This is a genomic window from Streptomyces echinoruber, assembly GCF_014651135.1.
GTDB lineage: Bacteria > Actinomycetota > Actinomycetes > Streptomycetales > Streptomycetaceae > Streptomyces > Streptomyces echinoruber.
The window spans coordinates 1-1,214 of the sequence record NZ_BMWH01000087.1 but is presented as its reverse complement, the minus strand read 5'-3'; the positions used below and the strand labels follow the sequence as shown (position 1 = coordinate 1,214).

At 58.2% G+C, this 1,214-nt stretch carries 1 rRNA gene; it reads left to right on the top strand.

Annotated elements, in window-relative coordinates:
- Positions 1-1,214: ribosomal RNA gene (locus IE225_RS32640) — 23S ribosomal RNA — on the top strand; the annotation flags it as partial.

Here is a 1,214-nt window from a genome sequence, read left to right as displayed (position 1 = left end):
CGAGTTTCATGGCGGCCCGTACCCTAAACCGACTCAGGTGGTCAGGTAGAGAATACCGAGGCGTTCGGGTGAACTGTGGTTAAGGAACTCGGCAAAATGCCCCCGTAACTTCGGGAGAAGGGGGGCCGCGCCCGGTGATGGAGCTTGCCTCCGGAGCTGGGGGTGGCCGCAGAGACCAGCGAGAAGCGACTGTTTACTAAAAACACAGGTCCGTGCGAAGCCGTAAGGCGAGGTATACGGACTGACGCCTGCCCGGTGCTGGAACGTTAAGGGGACCGGTCAGCTCACCTTCGGGTGGGCGAAGCTGAGAACTTAAGCGCCAGTAAACGGCGGTGGTAACTATAACCATCCTAAGGTAGCGAAATTCCTTGTCGGGTAAGTTCCGACCTGCACGAATGGCGTAACGACTTCTCGACTGTCTCAACCACAGGCCCGGTGAAATTGCACTACGAGTAAAGATGCTCGTTTCGCGCAGCAGGACGGAAAGACCCCGGGACCTTTACTACAGTTTGATATTGGTGTTCGGTTCGGCTTGTGTAGGATAGGTGGGAGACTGTGAAGCGGGCACGCCAGTGTCCGTGGAGTCGTCGTTGAAATACCACTCTGGTCGTGCTGGATGTCTAACCCGGGTCCGTGATCCGGATCGGGGACAGTGTCTGACGGGTAGTTTAACTGGGGCGGTTGCCTCCCAAAGGGTAACGGAGGCGCCCAAAGGTTCCCTCAGCCTGGTTGGCAATCAGGTGGTGAGTGTAAGTGCACAAGGGAGCTTGACTGTGAGACCGACGGGTCGAGCAGGGACGAAAGTCGGGACTAGTGATCCGGCGGTGGCTGGTGGAAGCGCCGTCGCTCAACGGATAAAAGGTACCCCGGGGATAACAGGCTGATCTTCCCCAAGAGTCCATATCGACGGGATGGTTTGGCACCTCGATGTCGGCTCGTCGCATCCTGGGGCTGGAGTCGGTCCCAAGGGTTGGGCTGTTCGCCCATTAAAGCGGTACGCGAGCTGGGTTTAGAACGTCGTGAGACAGTTCGGTCCCTATCCGCTGTGCGCGTTGGAGTCTTGAGAAGGGCTGTCCCTAGTACGAGAGGACCGGGACGGACGAACCTCTGGTGTGCCAGTTGTCCTGCCAAGGGCATGGCTGGTTGGCTACGTTCGGGAGGGATAACCGCTGAAAGCATCTAAGCGGGAAGCCTGCTTCGAGATGAGGACTCCC